The organism is Acidovorax sp. NPDC077693 (genome assembly GCF_044542805.1).
In the GTDB taxonomy this organism is placed as follows: domain Bacteria; phylum Pseudomonadota; class Gammaproteobacteria; order Burkholderiales; family Burkholderiaceae_C; genus Acidovorax.
The window spans coordinates 154,112-169,525 of record NZ_JBITVD010000005.1; the positions used below are offsets into that span (position 1 = coordinate 154,112).

The window sequence follows — 15,414 nt, forward strand, 5'->3', positions numbered from 1 at the left end:
AAGGCCCCGCAGCGGGTTTTACCCACGCGATACAAACGCGCCGAAGGTTGTGAGCAGCTGTAGCGGTCGGCCATGTCGAGCCCGCACTGCGCGGCCCGGCGGAGCTACCGTGCCTGCGCGGCTTCCTCGAACTTGTCCACCTTGCGCAGCGGCTTGAACACCGTGGCCCAGGTCGCCACCACGCCCAGCGTGCACAGGCCGCCCACGATGGCGGCCGGCACTGCGCCCAGCCACGCCGCACTGGTGCCCGCGCGGAACTCGCCCAGTTCGTTGGACGAGCCGATGAACAGCATGTTCACCGCGTTCACCCGCCCGCGCATGGTGTCGGGGGTCGAGAACTGCACCAGCGCGCCGCGGATGTAGACGCTGACCATGTCGGCCGCACCCGCCACCAGCAGCGCTGCGAACGACAGCCAGAACACCGTGGACAGCGCAAACACCAGGTTGGCCGCGCCGAACACCGCCACGGCGATGAACATGGTGCGCCCCACGTGGCGGTTGAAGGGGCGCATGCTCAGGTACAGCCCCGCGCTCACCTCGCCCACGGCCATGGCGCTGCGCAGCGCCCCCAGGCCCGTGGGGCCCACGTGCAGGACCTCGTGGGCGTAGATGGGCAGCAGCGCGATCACGCCGCCCAGCAGCACGGCAAACAGATCGAGCGAGATCGTGCCCAGGATGATGGGCCGCGTGCGGATGAAGGTGATGCCCGCGCCAAAGCGCTCGAACATCGTGCCCTGCGTGGGGCCGGGCGCGGTGGCGTGCGCCACCACCACGCGCAGCAGCAGCACCACGCCGAGCGCAAAACACGCGCAGCACACGGCGTACGTCAGCTCGCCGCCGCCCAGCGCATACAGCAGCCCGCCCAGCAGCGGCCCGCCGATGCTGGCCACGCGCATGAGCATGCTGTTGGCCGCAATGGCCTGCGCGAGCTGGGCGCGGGGCACGATCTGCGGCAGCAGGCTTTGCATGGCCGGGCCCGAGAAGGCGCGCGAGCAGCCGTACAGCACCAGCACCGCATAAATGCCCGCCACCCCGCTGGCCCCGTGGCCCGACAGCCACCACAGCAGCGCGCTGCACACGCCGCCCACCGACCAGCTGATGGCCAGGATGCGCTTGCGCTCGAACCGGTCGATCAGGTCGCCTGCCGGCAGCAGCAGGCACAGCATGGGCAGGAACTGCGCCAGGCCCACATAGGCCAGCGCCAGCGGCTCGCGCGTCAGGTCGTACACCTGCCAGGCCACCACCACCGCCTGCACCTGCGTGGCCACCACGGCCACCACCCGGGCGATCAGAAACGAGATGAAGCCGGAATGGCGGTAGACGCTGGCCGTCTCGGCATCGGGTGCCGCAAGGGTGGGTTGGGGGGCTGTCATGAAAAGGCGAAAGGCAGGCAGGGCGGCCGGCCGCAGAGCGTGCCGCAGGGGCCGGGGGAAAGACCCTTCGATGCTACTGGCTTAGCCGCGCGTTTGCCGGGCGGCGAGGTAAAGACCCGCAGAAACCGGCCGACGCAAGCCATCAACGCTGCAGGCGTCGCAGCCACCTTCAATGCCGGCTGCGGCGGTGCCGGTAGTCCCACGGTGCCAGCGGGCGTGGCTGCGACCACAGGCCCGTGCTGCTGCTGCGCGCCTGCCGCTGCAGGGGCGCCAGGTGCGGGTGGGCGCTGGCATACGGCGTGTACACCCAGGCCAGGCCCGCACGCACCTGGGCCGTGGCCACGTCGGTGCCGCCGCAGCGCACGTTGGCCACCGTGCGCCCGTAGCTGTCCTCATCCACCGGCTGCAGCGCGGCGCGCTGCTTGAAGCACAGCCGCGCCAGGTTTTGCCGCGACTTCTGGCCGAACGCCTGGCGCGACTCCGGCGCGTCGATGGCGGCCACGCGCACCTTGACCTGCTGGTAGGCCCCGGGCGTGCCGCAGCGGGCCGTGAGTGTGTCGCCGTCGCTGATGGCGACGACCAGGCAGAGCAGGGTGGCAAGGGGCACGGTGGGGGTGGGCAGGTTCGAGCGCTGGCGACACAGCGCAGCGCTTGGGATTCAGGGGTGATTCACGCTCCACCGCAGGATGGGTCAGCGCGATTAGCTATCAATAGTATAGCTGCTGGACGTCTCGGACATGCCGTGTCCTGCCGTAACAAAGGCGTGCAAGGCGCACCTTGCTTGCTGGGGACGCTACGGCTGACCGTTTTTTAGGCAACGCGTCGCGCGTCAGTGCTGGTGCGGGTTCCGGGGCTTGTCCCCGGATTTATCCACAGCTTGTTGCACATCCGACGGGCATAACTCGCCATGGCCCTCCAGGCGCGTGAGTAAGTGGCGCGCACGCTTTTTGGCAAAGGGCCGCAAGCTATCTTTTCAGGAGCGTTGGGGCCGCCCCCGTGGGCCGACGGTGCAAATTGATACGTTCAGTCGCCTTTTCCTGACGGCTGCGTGGCTCCGCTGGCGGCATAGTGCAGTGCAGCATCCCGCGTGCGCCGCAGTCCGGAGTTTCTAGAATCATGGAACCCGGTGTGGCACGCGCCGTCAGAGCAAGCGGGGCGGGCCGCCCTGCTGCGGGCCCCTGCCAGCGCCATACGGAATTGGTGAGAACGACATGACACAGACCCAGATCCAGACACACAACCAGGACCACCTGTTGCCCAGCCTTGCATGCCAACCGGCGCCGTCGCTGACGGCCTCTCCCCTCGACACGGGCTGTTGGGGGCCCGCCGTGCGCAGCGCTGCCGCCGCCGTCTTGGCGGGCGGGGCGCTGCTGCTGGCCGGCTGCGTAGGCACCAACGTGAAGACCTTCGGCGTGCAGGAAAGCTTTGGCTCGGTGAGCACCTACTCGCGCATGTTCGACGCCACGCCCGCCCAGACCTGCGAGGCGTCGCGCCGGGCGCTGCTGAGCCAGGGCTACATCATCTCGTCGAGCAGCGCAGATTTGGTGGAAGGCAAGAAGAGCTTCCAGCCCGAGGCCGAATCGCATTTGCAGATGGTCGTGCGTGTGGTCTGCGTGCCCGAGGCCAGCGACGGGAAGGTGAGCCTGGGCTTCGTCACCGCGCTGCAGGACACCTATGCGCTGCGCAAGACCAACAACTCCGCCAGCCTGGGGGTGGGCGCCATCGGTTCGGTGTCGCTGCCGCTGTCGGCCAGCAGCGAATCGATGGTCAAGGTGGGCAGCGAGACGATCTCCAAGGACACGTTCTACGAAAGCTTCTTCGACCTGGTCAAGCGCTACCTCATCATCGACCAGGCACAGGCGCTGGGCGGCTGAGCCCACTGCGGTGGTTCTGTGCCACCCGCGCCAGCCTTGACTGCGTGCGCTGCGTTCTCAGACTGCCTGCGCGCGCCAGCGCTCCACATGGCCCCACCCTTGCGGCCATGCGCCCACGCCGCTGTCGGCATTGATGTGGCCTGCCGCGCCCAGCACCACATGCTCGGCACCCCATGCCGAGGCGCGCTGCGCTGAAAAATCCGGCGTGGAGTAGGGGTCGTTGGTGCTGCTGATGAGCGTCAGGCGCCGCATCGGCAGCAGGGCGCCCGGCAGCGGCGCAAAGCCTTGCGCATCGGCCGGGAAGTTCGGCCCCAGCGGGTCGGGCACAGCCACCAGCAGCATGGCGTGCACGGGCCTGGTGCTCAAGGCCGCCCAGTGCACTGCCACCAGGCAACCCAGGCTGTGCGCCACCAGGATGGGCGGTTCGCTCGCGCGGGCCACGGCAGCGTCCAGCGCCTGCACCCAGTCGCTGCACACGGGGTGGTCCCAGTCGGCCTGCTGTACGCGCGAGACGCCGGCATGCTGCGCTTGCCACAATGATTGCCAGTGAAGGGGACCGGAGTTGTGGATGCCGGGCATGAGCAGGACAGGGCGCATGGCGTGATGCTTCTTGATGTGTTGAAAGACCGCCTACGATAGGCAACGCGCGCGTCCCCCGCCAGGGGACATCATCGAAAAGCGTGCCCCCAAACCTTGAACTCATCGCCTGCTGGCAAAGGACCTTGCACGTGGAACTGGACAAGAAAGACCGGCAGATCCTCATGGCGCTGCAGCGCGATGCGCGGCAGAGTTTGTCGGCGCTGGGCAAGCAGATCGGCCTGTCGCAGCCCGCGATGAGCGAGCGCGTGAAGAAGCTCGAAGACGCGGGCGTGATCGCCGGCTACGCGGCCCGCATCGACCTGGCGGCGGTGGGCCTGGGCCTGCAGGCCGTGGTGCGGGTGCGCACCACGCACGAACACATCCAGCGCTACGTGCAGCTGTTCCAGTCCATGCCCGAGGTGCTGGACGCCGTGCGCGTCACGGGCGAAGACTGCTTCGTGGTGCGCTGCGCCTTCGGCCAGCCCGCGGACCTGGAGCGCGTGGTGGACGCACTGGCTGCGCACGGCAGCGTGTCCACGTCGCTGGTGCTGTCCCACCCGGTGAGCAAAACGGTGGCGCTGGACTGAGCGTCGTTGGAGCCAAAAAGGCCGCTACCGCTTGCTGATAAAGCGCTACCAGCTATACAAAGCATAGCAATGGGCAGCGCGCGAATCAGGGCCGCTGCACCGCGTAGCGCAGCTCCGCAAAGAGGCCGCCCAGCGTGGCCACCGACTGCAGGCGCAGGGCCGCCGGCTGCGTGATCCGCCGCGGCAGCAGCGGCGCGCCCGCGCCCAGCGTGACCGGTGCGACCTGCACGATCAACTCGTTCAGCAGGCCTGCGCCGATGGCGTGTTGCAGCATCCATTCGCAGGTGTGCGAACCCATGGCGAGCGCGCCCACATCGCGGATGAAAGCGGGGTACCTGGAGCCTTCGATCTCGCCGAACTGCAGCAGCCAGTTCAGGTCGTGGTCGGGCGTGGCGATGAATCCGTCCAGGCTGCACGCGCCGTAGAACTGCGTCGTCATGACGTTCCTGCGTGTCTAGGTCAGCCCGGCACTCCAGGGACCCTCTGCACGAATCATCGCGCCGTGTGCATCGGCAGTCTCGGGCGGCCTGCGGCGTTGCAAATACTCGCAATAGCTACGGCTATGGCTGCGTTTTGCGCCTTGCACTCCATCCCGATCCGCAGTGCACGCTTGGCAGCTCGATGCGTGCAGAGGATCCCTAGGGCGGGCTGGCAGCAATGAAGTGCGATCCATGCAGTGCCGGCCCTGAAGGGCAGCGGGGTGGCAGGCGAAACGCAGCGCCGCAGGGATCGCGCGGGCACGCGGATAAGCGCCATCGGGTGGGTCATCAATGGTTCAAAAAATTGTATTGAGACAATTGATGGTCGTATTTGACAATAAAACCCGAAGAATCGAGACTGCATGCACCGCCACACGGAGCCCCTGCAGCCATGAAACGCCTGACCGAGTACACGACTTTTGCCGACGCCCAGAGCCACTTCGCGGCCGAGCGCCTGTGGGATCTTTTTGACGGGGACCGCAGCGCTTTCAACATCGCCCACGAGTGCGTGGACCGCCACGCCGGCCAGGGCCGCGACGCGGTGATCGTCTGCCGCGCGGACGGCGTGGACGAGACCATCACCTTCGACGAACTCTCGCAGGACTCCGCCCGGTTCGCGCATTACCTGGAAGGCCGCGGCGTGCAGCGCGGCGACCGCGTGGCGATCATGCTGGAGCCCTCGCGGGCCTTCTACACGGCCATGTTCGGCGTGATCAAGCGGGGTGCCATCGCCGTGCCGCTGTTCACCCTGTTCGGGCCCGACGGCGTGCGGTTGCGGGTAGGAGACTGCAAGCCCAGCCTGCTCATCACCAACGAAGAAAAGCGCGAGGTTGTCGCGGGCCTGGGCACCACGACGTTCGAAGTGTTCGACGGCGCCCTGTGGCAACAACTGCAGGCGCTGCCGGCCACCTACACCAGCACATCGCAGGCCGACGACCTGGCCGTGTTCCAGTACACGTCCGGCACCACGCGGGAGCTGCCCGAGGCCGTGAAGCACACGCACAAGGCGCTGGTCACGCTGATGGTGGCCGCGCTCTACGGCACGGGGCTGCGGCCTGGCGACCGGTTCATGTGCCCGTCGTCACCTGCCTGGGGGCACGGCTTGTGGCACGGCACGCTGGCGCCGCTGGCGCTGGGCCTGACCATTGGCAGCTACAGCGGCCGCTTCAGCGCCGAGCGCTTGCTGCAGGCGCTGTCGGTGCATCGCTTCACCAACATGTCGGCCGCCGCCACGCACTACCGCATGATGAAGAACTGCGGCAAGGCGGGCGACCACAGCTACCACTTCGACAAGCTCTCGTTCACCGGCGAGCCCATCGACGACGATACGGCCGACTTCGTGCAGCAGCGTTTCGGTCTCGAAGTCTGCAGCATGTACGGCACCACCGAGATCGGGGTCGTGCTGGCCAGCTATCCGGGTGCAACGGACTTTCCGGTCCAGCGCGGGTCCCTGGGCAAGGCCGTGCCCGGCACGCGTGTCGAGGTGCACGACGCCAACGGCACGGTGTGCCCGCCCGGCACCACGGGCCAGCTCATGGTGCTGCGGCGCGGCCAGTGGATACCGACCAAGGACCTGGGCCGCACCGACGCGGACGGCTATTTCTTTCACGGCGGGCGTGCCGACGACGTGATCATCTCCGCCGGCTGGACCATGAGCGCCGTGGAGATCGAGAACGTGATCCTCATGCACGAGGACGTGCTCGAAGCGGCGGTGATCGGCGTGCCCGACGCACTGCGCGGCCAGGTGGTCAAGGCGTTCGTCGTGTCGCACCGCGCGCGCAGCGACGGCTTCGTCGAAGAGCTGCAGGGCCTCGTCAAGACCAAGCTCAGCCAGCACGAGTACCCGCGCCACATCGCTTTCGTGGCGGAGCTGCCCAAAACCCCTGCGGGCAAGGTGCACCGCAAGGTGCTGCGCGAGCGCGAGGCCGCCGCCGCCGTGGCCTGAGCGGCTGCCCCGCTTCCCCTCTGTGCTTCCCCTCTGTGCTTTCCCTTTTCTTCGCCCCTCCTTTTTCGCTTTCCGTTGCTTCCCCGTTTTCGCCCATCCACAACCCAAGGAGACTTCACCATGTCCACCGCCACCACGCCGCAGCGCAGCTTTCCCAAGATCACCGACAGCGGCCTTGACGAACTGCGCGAACGCATCGGTACCAAGATCGGCCAGACGGCCGAACCCTGGTGCTACGAGGCCACGCGCGACAACATCCGCCACTATGCGCACGGCATCGGCGACGACAACCCGCTGTGGTGCGACCCCGACTACGCGGCCAAGAGCCACTACGGCGGCATCGTGGCGCTGCCCAGCTTCTTGTTCGCCACCAGCCGCATCGTGTCGGGCTATGTGGGCGGGCTGCCGGGCGTGCACGCCATGTGGTCGGGTGCGGACTGGACCTGGCACAAGCCCGTGCGCCGCAACGACGTGATATCCACCGAAGCATCCCTCAAGGACCTGATCGAGCACCAGACCCGCTTTGCCGGCCGCGCCATCCAGCAGATCTACCACGTGGACTTCTTCAACCAGGACGGCGACAAGGTGGCCGAGGCCGACAGCTGGTGCTTTCGCACCGAACGCGACCATGCGCGCGAGCAGGGCAGCAAGTACCAGAATGTGCGCGAACGCGGCCCGCGCCAGTACACCGACGAGGAGCTGGGCGAGGCCTACAAGCTCTACCGCAACGAGGAAGTGCGCGGCGCCACCCCCCGCTACTGGGACGACGTGAACGTGGGCGACGAGTTGCCCACCATGTTCAAGGGCCCGATGACGGTGACGGGCTTCATCGCCTATGCGCAGGGCTGGGGCGGCCTGTACATCCGCGCCAACAAGCTGGCCTGGAAGCTGATCGATGCGCACCCGGGCGTGGGCATCAAGAACCGCTTCGGCATTCCGGACGTGCCAGAGCGCGTGCACTGGGAAGAAGACTTCGCGCTCGAAGTGGGCGCGCCCGGCGCGTACGACTACGGCCCGGAGCGCACATCGTGGCTCACCCACCACCTGACCAACTGGATGGGCGACGCGGGCTTCCTGCACAAGGCCAGCTGCAAGATCCGCCGCCACAACCCTGAGGGCGACATGCTGTTCATCAAGGGCAAGGTCACGCGCAAGTTCGAGGAGGGCGGCAAGCACCTGGTCGAGATCACGCAGGAGGCGCACAACCAGGACGGCGAGCTCTCGGTGCTCGGCAGCGGCGTGGTGGTGTTGCCACGGCGCGGGTAGCTGCAGCATGACAAGCGTCAGCGCCCCGGCGCTGCACGGCCTGCGCGTGGTGGACCTGACCCGTGTGCTCGCCGGCCCGTTGTGCACCCAGATGCTCGCCGACAACGGCGCCCAGGTGGTCAAGATCGAGCCGCCCGGCGGCGACGAGACGCGCCACCTGGGCCCGCCCTACGACGACAGCGGCCACTCGGCCTACTTTGCCGCGCTCAACCGCGGCAAAAAGGCCATCAGCCTGGACCTGAGCCAGCCCGCCGCGCAAGAGGTGCTGCACCGCCTGCTGCAGGATGCCGATGTGCTGGTGGAGAACTTTCTGCCCGGCACCATGGAGAAGTGGGGCCTGGGCTACGAAGCGGCGCTGGCCGCGCGCTACCCGCGCCTCATCTACTGCGCCATCTCGGGCTTTGGCCGTGACGGCCCGCTGGGCGGCCTGCCAGGCTACGACGCGGTGCTGCAGGCGCAGTGCGGCCTGATGAGCATCAACGGAGAGTCGGCCACGGGCGCCACGCGCATGGGCATTCCCATCGTGGACCATCTCACGGGCTATGTGGCGCTCACGGGCATTTTGATGGCCGTGTGCAGCCGGCAGCAGAGCGGCGCGGGGCAGCGGGTGGAAGCCACGCTGTACGACACCGCGCTGAGCCTGCTGCTGCCCCACGCCTCGAACTGGTTCGCGTCGCGCAAGGCGCCGGGGCTGCTGGGCAGCGCGCACCCCAACATCGCCCCGTACGACAAGTTCAGGGCGCGGGACGGGCATGTGTTCATCGGCATCCTCAACGATGGGCAGTTTCGCCGGTTCAGCCAGCACATCGGGCGCCCCGGCCTGCCGGACGATGCGCGGTTCCACGCCAACGCAGACCGCATCGCACACCGCCAGGCGCTCAAGGACATCATCGAGTCCGCGATTGCCGCGCACGACTGCGAGCCGCTGTGCGAGGCGCTGATGCGCGTGGGCGTGCCGGCCGGGGTGGTCAACGACGTGCCGCAGGCGCTGGCCCAGGCGCACTGCGCGCACCGGCAGATGGTCATCCGCCAGGGCACGTTCACGGCGCTGCGCGGCCCGGCGCGGCTGTACGGTACCCCGGCTGTGCCCGGTGCGCCGCCACCGGTTTTCAGCCAACATGCCGACGAGGTGCTGGCCGATCTCGGTTTCAATGAAGCCCAAAGGGGAGAGATGTACCGCCGCGGCGACGCCCGCGCTCCCTCTGCCTGACGGGCAGATCACAAAAAAATACAGGAGACAAGCATGCGAACCATCGCTGCCATCATGACGGCTGCCAGTGTGGTGTGGACGTTCGGAACTGCCCATGCGCAGGCCCCCGCGCCCGGCTACCCCACCAAGCCCATTCGGATCATCGTGGCCTATGCCGCCGGGCAGGGCACGGACGTGGCCACGCGCTTCCTGGGGGAGCAGTTGGGCCGGGAGCTGGGCCAGCCCATCGTCGTCGAGAACAAGGCGGGTGCGGGTGGAAACCTGGGCACCGAGCTCACGGCCCAGGCCGTGCCCGACGGCTACACGCTGACCATGGGTACCAATGCCACGCACGTGCTCAACCAGTTCCTGTACGCCCGGCTGGCGTTCGACCCCGAGAAGGACTTCGAGCCCATCGCCATGGTAGGCACCTTCCCGATGGTGATGGCGGTGGGCGCGGGCGCTCCCCATCACTCGGTGGCGGACCTGCTGGAGTCCGTGAAGCGCGCGCCCCGCTCGGCCGACATCGCCATGCCCAGCACCTCGGCGCGACTGGTGGTCGAGTTCTTGAAGGAGCGCTCTGCAGTGCCCTTGTTCGGCGTACCGTACAAAGGCTCGGGCAATGCGGTGACGGATGTGCTGGGCGGCCAGTTGCCGGCCGTCATCGATACGCCCCTGGCGCTGCGGCCCCACATCGCCGCGGGCAAGCTGCGCGCCCTGGGGGTGACGTCGGCCACGGCCAGCAGCCTGGTGCCGGGCGTCAAGCCGGTGGCCGAGCAAGGCTACGCGGGGTTCGAGTTCATCGCCTGGAACGCGCTGTATGCCCCCAAGGGCACGCCTGCGGCAGTGACAGGCGCCCTGAACGCCGCCGTCAACAGGGTGCTGGCCCGGCCCGAGGTGCGCCAGCGCCTGCTGGAGCTGGGCTTCGAGCCCGCCGGGGGCACGGCGGCGTCGCTGCATGATTTTGCGAAGCGGGAGCGCCAGCGCTGGGCGCCGATCATCAAGGCAGCGGGGATCCGGGCGGATTGAGGTTGCCGCTCGTGGTGGGCATCGCTCCGATCCGTTCGGGCTGAGTCTGTCGAAGCCTGGGCGCCTTCGTGGCAGCCCTTCGACAAGCTGGTGGGGTGAACGGTGGGTATCGCCAGGACGATGGAACGCCCGTGGATTCAGGGTCCCCCTGATGCTTTCAACACCCCCACCCGTTCGGGCTGCGCTTGTCGAAGCCTGGGCACGTCTCGTGACTGCCCTTCGACACGCTCAGGGCAAACGGTGAGACGGCGGAAAGGCGGTAAGGCAGTGTGCAGCGCCCATCAGCCCGCGCCGCCCACCAGGCGCGACAGATCCGCAGCCTCGCGCTGCATCACCTGGGCCAGTTGCTGCACCACGGCGGCGCCCATCTGGCTGCTCAGGCCCACCACCACGAGCGTGTGCACCAGCCGGCCGCCGGGCGCGAACACCGGCACGGCCACCACGGTGATGCCGGCCATGAAGTTGTCGCGGTCCAGGCTCCAGCCGCGCGAGCGGGTCAGCTCGACCTCTTTCTTCCAGGTGGTGTAGGTCGGGGCCTGGTCCCAGACCACGCGGGCGAATTTTTCCTTGAGCGCTGGCCAGGTCTCGCCGCTGTAGGCCGCGATCAGCCGCCCGGTGGCGCTGACCAGTGTCTCGAACTGGCTGCCCACATCGGTATGCACCCGAAACGGCTGGCTGGAGCGCGACAGCGCCAGCACCATCACCGTCTGCCGTGCGGTGATCTCCACGCCCATGGCCGTCACGCCGAATTGCGCAGCCAGGCGGTCGAGCACGGGCTGCACCAGCTGCGTGAAGCCGCCGCCTTCCAGCACGCTGCGGGCCAGGCTGATCATGCCGGTGCCCAGGGCGTAGCGCTTGGTGGCCGGGTCGAGCGTGACCAGGTCTTCCGACACCAGCACCCGCAGGATGTGCAGGCAGGTGCTGGGCACCAGGTCGAGCTCCTGCGCCACGGTCTTGAGCGTGAGCGGCTGCTTGTGCTCGCCCAGCAGCCGCAGGATGGCGATGGAGCGCGTGACGGCCGGGACGGGCCGCACGCGCACACCCTTGGCGGGCGGGGTTGCGGCGGGCGGCAAGGCGGACTGGGAGCGGGTGGCCATGGGGGAGTTCGTGAGCTTCGACCCGGCGAGGGTAAACCCATTTGCGCCCCGGCTTGCCGCACCGCCCGTCGCGCCGTCCGCAGGTGCGTCGGCAGGGCCAGGGTGCAGCGGGGCGCCGAACAGGGCCATCAGGCTGTGGGGGGCGGGAATGTCCATGACGTGCTCCTGGGTCGGGGTTACAGCGGGCTGGCAGACGAAGAGCCGCAGCAGAGGGGCTGCAGGCCACCGCGATCCGCGGCAGGTTGGTTTACTTCAAGGGTGACGCCCCAGCCGTGGCACGGTCAGGGGCTTCACTTCAACGGCTTTACGTCAACGGCTTTGCTTCGGCGCCATCACTTCAACGCCTTCATGAGGGCGTGGGCGGTGAGCACCAGGCTTTCGCCCGCGCGCAGTTCGCCGCGCATGAAGACCAGGCTGCCGGTGCGCTGCAGCACGGCCGCGCGCGCCTCGACGAACTGGCCCGGCCGCACAGGACTTACAAAGTGCGAGTCGAGCTGCAGCGTGACGCAGGCGGTGCGGTCGCACGCCTCCCACGCCACGGTGCTCAGCGTGTGGTCCATCAGGGTCAGCAAGGCGCCGCCATGGGCCGACCTTGCGGGGTTGGTGTGCTGCGGCCCCACGGCCAAGCCGTAGGCCCAGCCGTGCTCTTCACGCAGGGCCCACAGCGGCCCGGCATGCTGGATGAAGCCTGTCAGGCTGCGCGCCTTCCAGCCGGGGCCTGGGGGTGAAGGGTTATCAGGCAATGCGACTCCTCTCGCCTGGTGGCTTGGCAGGCGGCTTGGAAGCAATTGTATGATTGAAATATTATTGTATTAGTACAATAGGCGATGCTGTGCTGTTGCTGTACGAGCCTTCGGGTCGGCGATGGTGGGCAGCGTTTTGCACCCCGTGCAAGCCGTGGCTGCGCCGGGCCGCGGTGACTTTCCCGCGCGGGCCCGGTGCCTCAGTCGGCCCAGGTGCCGGGCTCCAGCCCTTGCAGCGAGTACGGCCCGATGGCTGCGCGGATCAGCCGCAGCGTGGGGTAGCCCACGGCGGCCGTCATGCGCCGCACCTGGCGGTTGCGGCCTTCGCGGATGACGAGTTCGATCCACGCGGTGGGGATGGCCTTGCGCTCGCGGATGGGCGGGTTGCGCGGCCAGACCGTGGGGGCCGGGTCCAGCACGCGCGCGCGGGCGGGCAGGGTGGGGCCGTCGTTCAGCACCACGCCGCTGCACAGCGTGGCGAGCGCGGCGGCATCGGGGATGCCCTCCACCTGCACCCAGTAGGTCTTCTCCATCTTGAAGCGCGGGTCGGCGATGCGGGCCTGCAGCGGGCCGTCGTTGGTGAGCAGCAGCAGCCCTTCGCTGTCCGCATCCAGCCGGCCCGCCACGTACACGCCGGGCAGGTCGATGTAGTCCTTGAGGCCCTGCCACTTGCCCTCGGCCGTGAACTGGCTCAGCACGCCATAGGGTTTGTTGAAGCGGATGAGGCGCGAGGTCATGCGGTGGCAGCGTTCTGAATAAAAAGGTGTCTACCGCGCATTGGGTAAGCGCTGGCAGCTATCAAATCCATAGTGTAGGCAATGGAGTACGGCGACAGATTGACAGGTCGAGAGGTCGAAAGCCGGCTACGCCGGCACGAACAGCGCCGGGTCTACCATCGCGCGGTTGAGCATCACGCCCCAGTGCAGGTGCGGCCCCGTCACGCGGCCTGTGGCACCCACCTTGCAGAATGCCTCTCCGGTTTTCACGATATCGCCCACGCGCACGTCCATGCTGCTCAGGTGGGCGTACACCGTCAGCAGGCCCTGGCCGTGGTCGAGCCAGACGCTGCCGCCGCTGAAGAAGTAGTCGCCTACGTCGATCACCCGGCCTGGAAGGGGCGCGACGATGGGCGTGCCCGTGCCTGCCGCGATGTCCATGCCGCTGTGCGGATTGCGCGATTGGCCGTTGAACACGCGCCGCAGCCCGAACGAGCTGGACCGCCGCCCCGGCACCGGCACGCGCATGCGCAGCGATGCCAGCGCCTGGCCTGCAGGCTGTTCGGTGAAGGCTGCCACGACCACGGCCTGGTGGTCGCGCTCGCGCTCGTAGCGGGCCTGGTCTTCGGGCGACAGGTCCACCTTGCCGGGCGCGACCTTGAGCTGCTGCTCCTTGTACTGTTTGGGCGCAATGCGGTACGGCACCTGGCGCGCACTGCCTTCGCGTTGTTTGCCGCCCGCGGGCTGCACGGTGATGAAGGCATCGCCCGGCTCTGCGGCCAGCGGTATGCCCACCACGGCCGTCCACTCGATGGCATCGCCCAGCACCAGTACCGGCACATCCACATCACCCTGGCGCACATGCGCCACCGGCCGCGTGGCCGCCGGGCCCAGCGACAGCCGCGCCACACCGCCGGGCACTGGCAGTGCGTGGGGCCACACGGCAGGCGCGGGCGGCAGGGGCTTGGCATGCAGCCAGCCGGTGGCGGGCAAGGCCAGCAGGCCGCCTGCGCCGATCAAGGCGCTGCGGCGGGTCAGTGCGGGCAGGGGGCGGGGCGTGAGGAGGCTGTGGGTCTGGGGCACGGTGGGCAATGAAGGCGTTGAGTGGGTCGGTAGTGGGGGCCAGCACGCGCAGGGCGTGTACCGGCGATTGTGCCGCCGCGCCGCTGCGGTGTCGGCCTACATGGTCCGGCACGGCCCCCCGCCACAATCTGTTGCATGCCCCACGCTGGCCCCCGCCGCTTCTCCACCCCCCTCATCGTCTTCCTGACCGCACTGGTCACCGGCGCTGCCGTGCTGTTGGCCCTGAACTTCACCGCCGGTGAAAAGAAGGTGCAGCACGAGTTGCCCCGGCTTTACAGCACCGCCAGCCCGCAGTTCGAGCGCGCCCTGGGCAGCCTGCTGGGCCCCGGCATCGTCGGGGGCAACGAGGTGACCGAGCTGCTCAACGGCGACCAGATCTTTCCGCCCATGCTGGCAGCCATCAAGGCTGCGCAAAAGAGCGTCACCTTCGAAACCTACATCTACTGGTCGGGCGACATCGGCAAGCAGTTCGCCGACGCGCTGAGCGAGCGTGCCCAGGCCGGCGTGCAGGTGCATGTGCTGCTGGACTGGGTGGGCAGCGCCAAGATGGAAGACAGCTACCTGGCCGAGATGGAGCAGGCGGGCGTGCAGATCAAGAAGTTCCACGAGCCGCACTGGTACAACCTGGCGCGCCTGAACAACCGCACCCACCGCAAGCTGCTGGTGGTGGATGGGCAGGTGGGCTTTACCGGTGGCGTGGGCATTGCGCCCGAATGGACCGGCAATGCGCAAAACCCCGACCACTGGCGCGATTCGCACTACCTGGTGCGCGGCCCGGCGGTGGCGCAGATGCAGGCCACGTTCCTCGACAACTGGCTCAAGGTCACGGGCAAGGTGCTGCATGGCGATGCGTACTTTCCGGCCATCGCGCTGGTGGGCACGCAAAAGGCGCAGATGTTCTCCAGCTCGCCGTCGAGCGGCAGCGAGAGCATGCAGCTCATGTACCACCTGGCCATCACCGCGGCCGAGCGCAGCATCGACCTGTCGGTGGCGTACTTCGTGCCCGACGAGCTCACGCAAAACCTGCTGATGGACGCCTTGAAACGCGGCGTGCGCGTGCGCCTGGTCACCCCCGGCGAACACACCGATACCGAAACCGTGAAGGCCGCATCCCGCGCCACCTGGGGCGACCTGTTGCAGGCCGGGGCCGAGATCTACGAGTACCGCCCCACCATGTACCACTGCAAGGTGATGATCGTGGACCAGCTGCTGGTGTCGGTGGGCTCCACCAACTTCGACAACCGGTCGTTTCGCCTGAACGACGAGGCCAACCTGAACGTCTACGACGCGAAGTTCGCGCAGCGGCAGACGCTCGTGTTCGAAGACGACATCAAGCGGTCTCGCCGCGTGACGCACGCAGACTGGCTGGAGCGGCCGCTGCGCGAAAAGCTGCACGAGAAGATGACGGGGCTGCTGCGCTCGCAGTTGTAAGGGATGCGTCGGCGTGGTTGTCG

15 protein-coding genes are annotated in these 15,414 nt (G+C 68.1%); 7 read left to right on the top strand and 8 right to left on the bottom strand.

What is annotated here, in order from left to right; translation table 11 throughout:
* Positions 1–104: 104 nt before the first annotated feature.
* Both ACIGHN_RS08410 and ACIGHN_RS08415 read right to left on the bottom strand, forming a co-directional pair.
* Positions 105–1,373: an MFS transporter gene (locus ACIGHN_RS08410; RefSeq protein WP_056418927.1), complete on the bottom strand. Its 1,269-nt coding sequence runs from the start codon at positions 1,371–1,373 to the stop codon at positions 105–107.
* A 169-nt stretch (positions 1,374–1,542) separates the two neighbouring features.
* Positions 1,543–1,980, bottom strand: coding sequence for a thermonuclease family protein (locus tag ACIGHN_RS08415; protein ID WP_056170053.1), 438 nt, complete (start codon positions 1,978–1,980; stop codon positions 1,543–1,545).
* 604 nt (positions 1,981–2,584) lie between these two features.
* Between ACIGHN_RS08415 and ACIGHN_RS08420 the strand changes: the two genes are divergently transcribed.
* Complete coding sequence (locus ACIGHN_RS08420) at positions 2,585–3,247, top strand: DUF2242 domain-containing protein (protein ID WP_396504004.1); 663 nt, start codon at positions 2,585–2,587, stop codon at positions 3,245–3,247.
* A gap of 57 nt (positions 3,248–3,304) precedes the next feature.
* Here the strand turns inward: ACIGHN_RS08420 and ACIGHN_RS08425 are convergent, their stop codons facing one another.
* On the bottom strand, positions 3,305–3,844 hold the full coding sequence (locus ACIGHN_RS08425) for an RBBP9/YdeN family alpha/beta hydrolase (RefSeq protein WP_396504005.1): 540 nt from the start codon (positions 3,842–3,844) through the stop codon (positions 3,305–3,307).
* Between the two features lie 131 nt (positions 3,845–3,975).
* Between ACIGHN_RS08425 and ACIGHN_RS08430 the strand changes: the two genes are divergently transcribed.
* Positions 3,976–4,413 carry an Lrp/AsnC family transcriptional regulator gene (locus ACIGHN_RS08430; protein ID WP_056423167.1) on the top strand — a complete coding sequence of 146 codons (438 nt, stop codon included), beginning with the start codon at positions 3,976–3,978 and terminating at the stop codon, positions 4,411–4,413.
* 85 nt (positions 4,414–4,498) lie between these two features.
* Here ACIGHN_RS08430 and ACIGHN_RS08435 read toward each other — a convergent pair whose 3' ends face one another.
* Positions 4,499–4,852, bottom strand: coding sequence for a dihydrofolate reductase family protein (locus ACIGHN_RS08435; RefSeq protein WP_396504006.1), 354 nt, complete (start codon positions 4,850–4,852; stop codon positions 4,499–4,501).
* A 431-nt stretch (positions 4,853–5,283) separates the two neighbouring features.
* Between ACIGHN_RS08435 and ACIGHN_RS08440 the strand changes: the two genes are divergently transcribed.
* The 4 genes from ACIGHN_RS08440 (at position 5,284) to ACIGHN_RS08455 (ending at position 10,321) form a co-directional block, all read left to right on the top strand.
* Entirely contained in the window at positions 5,284–6,837 is a 1,554-nt protein-coding gene (locus ACIGHN_RS08440) for an acyl-CoA synthetase (RefSeq protein ID WP_396504007.1), read from the top strand.
* A 120-nt stretch (positions 6,838–6,957) separates the two neighbouring features.
* Positions 6,958–8,103 (top strand): MaoC family dehydratase N-terminal domain-containing protein, encoded by a 1,146-nt coding sequence (locus ACIGHN_RS08445; protein ID WP_396504008.1) that lies wholly within the window; start codon positions 6,958–6,960, stop codon positions 8,101–8,103.
* 7 nt (positions 8,104–8,110) lie between these two features.
* Positions 8,111–9,313: a CaiB/BaiF CoA transferase family protein gene (locus ACIGHN_RS08450; RefSeq protein WP_396504009.1), complete on the top strand. Its 1,203-nt coding sequence runs from the start codon at positions 8,111–8,113 to the stop codon at positions 9,311–9,313.
* A 33-nt stretch (positions 9,314–9,346) separates the two neighbouring features.
* Positions 9,347–10,321 carry a tripartite tricarboxylate transporter substrate binding protein gene (locus tag ACIGHN_RS08455; protein ID WP_056418914.1) on the top strand — a complete coding sequence of 325 codons (975 nt, stop codon included), beginning with the start codon at positions 9,347–9,349 and terminating at the stop codon, positions 10,319–10,321.
* 281 nt (positions 10,322–10,602) lie between these two features.
* On the opposite strand, the gene ACIGHN_RS08460 is transcribed toward ACIGHN_RS08455, so the two are convergent.
* The 4 genes from ACIGHN_RS08460 to ACIGHN_RS08475 all read right to left on the bottom strand — a co-directional run bounded on the left by ACIGHN_RS08460 (position 10,603) and on the right by ACIGHN_RS08475 (position 13,960).
* Positions 10,603–11,574 (bottom strand): IclR family transcriptional regulator, encoded by a 972-nt coding sequence (locus ACIGHN_RS08460; protein WP_396504010.1) that lies wholly within the window; start codon positions 11,572–11,574, stop codon positions 10,603–10,605.
* A 176-nt stretch (positions 11,575–11,750) separates the two neighbouring features.
* Positions 11,751–12,161 (bottom strand): PaaI family thioesterase, encoded by a 411-nt coding sequence (locus tag ACIGHN_RS08465; protein WP_396504011.1) that lies wholly within the window; start codon positions 12,159–12,161, stop codon positions 11,751–11,753.
* Positions 12,162–12,361: 200 nt separating this feature from the next.
* Entirely contained in the window at positions 12,362–12,898 is a 537-nt protein-coding gene (locus ACIGHN_RS08470; RefSeq protein WP_396504012.1) for a pseudouridine synthase, read from the bottom strand.
* A 126-nt stretch (positions 12,899–13,024) separates the two neighbouring features.
* The gene (locus ACIGHN_RS08475) at positions 13,025–13,960 is read right to left on the bottom strand and encodes a peptidoglycan DD-metalloendopeptidase family protein (protein ID WP_396504013.1); all 936 of its coding nucleotides are present in this window, start codon (positions 13,958–13,960) and stop codon (positions 13,025–13,027) included.
* Positions 13,961–14,095: 135 nt separating this feature from the next.
* Here ACIGHN_RS08475 and ACIGHN_RS08480 point away from each other — a divergent pair, with 135 nt between their 5' ends.
* Complete coding sequence (locus ACIGHN_RS08480; protein ID WP_396504014.1) at positions 14,096–15,391, top strand: phosphatidylserine/phosphatidylglycerophosphate/cardiolipin synthase family protein; 1,296 nt, start codon at positions 14,096–14,098, stop codon at positions 15,389–15,391.
* Positions 15,392–15,414 lie beyond the last annotated feature (23 nt).

What these genes read in the sequence shown, in the direction of transcription:
- ACIGHN_RS08445 (WP_396504008.1), top strand. Translation starts at nt 6,958, where the DNA reads ATGTCCACCGCCACCACGCCGCAGCGCAGCTTTCCCAAGATCACCGAC.
- ACIGHN_RS08440 (WP_396504007.1), top strand. Translation starts at nt 5,284, where the DNA reads ATGAAACGCCTGACCGAGTACACGACTTTTGCCGACGCCCAGAGCCAC.
- ACIGHN_RS08410 (WP_056418927.1), bottom strand. Translation starts at nt 1,373, where the DNA reads ATGACAGCCCCCCAACCCACCCTTGCGGCACCCGATGCCGAGACGGCC.
- ACIGHN_RS08455 (WP_056418914.1), top strand. Translation starts at nt 9,347, where the DNA reads ATGCGAACCATCGCTGCCATCATGACGGCTGCCAGTGTGGTGTGGACG.
- ACIGHN_RS08450 (WP_396504009.1), top strand. Translation starts at nt 8,111, where the DNA reads ATGACAAGCGTCAGCGCCCCGGCGCTGCACGGCCTGCGCGTGGTGGAC.
- ACIGHN_RS08480 (WP_396504014.1), top strand. Translation starts at nt 14,096, where the DNA reads ATGCCCCACGCTGGCCCCCGCCGCTTCTCCACCCCCCTCATCGTCTTC.
- ACIGHN_RS08460 (WP_396504010.1), bottom strand. Translation starts at nt 11,574, where the DNA reads ATGGACATTCCCGCCCCCCACAGCCTGATGGCCCTGTTCGGCGCCCCG.
- ACIGHN_RS08425 (WP_396504005.1), bottom strand. Translation starts at nt 3,844, where the DNA reads ATGCGCCCTGTCCTGCTCATGCCCGGCATCCACAACTCCGGTCCCCTT.
- ACIGHN_RS08420 (WP_396504004.1), top strand. Translation starts at nt 2,585, where the DNA reads ATGACACAGACCCAGATCCAGACACACAACCAGGACCACCTGTTGCCC.
- ACIGHN_RS08470 (WP_396504012.1), bottom strand. Translation starts at nt 12,898, where the DNA reads ATGACCTCGCGCCTCATCCGCTTCAACAAACCCTATGGCGTGCTGAGC.
- ACIGHN_RS08435 (WP_396504006.1), bottom strand. Translation starts at nt 4,852, where the DNA reads ATGACGACGCAGTTCTACGGCGCGTGCAGCCTGGACGGATTCATCGCC.